Annotated in this window: 1 pseudogene; it reads left to right on the plus strand. The window is 61.6% G+C overall.

The window, feature by feature from the left end:
- Nucleotides 1–331, plus strand: a pseudogene (locus GYB81_RS24325) (glucose-6-phosphate dehydrogenase); the annotation flags it as partial.

Consider the following 331-nt stretch of genomic DNA (forward strand, 5'->3'; position numbering starts at 1 on the left):
ATATCGACCACGTACAGATCAGCGTGTGCGAAACCCTCGGCGTGGAAAACCGCGGCGCCTACTACGACAAGGCCGGCGCCATGCGCGACATGATCCAGAACCACCTGCTGCAGTTGCTCTGCCTGGTGGCCATGGAAGCGCCTGTGCGCTTCGACGCCGAAGCGGTGCGCAACGAGAAGGTGAAGATTCTCGAAGCACTCAAGCCCATCAGCGGCCTCGACGTACAGGACAAGACCGTGCGCGGCCAGTACACCGCCGGCAAGATCGGCGGCCACGACGTGCCGGCCTACTACTTCGAGAAGAACGTCGACAACGACAGCGATACCGAAAC

Source organism: Pseudomonas yangonensis (assembly GCF_009932725.1).
Lineage (GTDB): Bacteria > Pseudomonadota > Gammaproteobacteria > Pseudomonadales > Pseudomonadaceae > Aquipseudomonas > Aquipseudomonas yangonensis.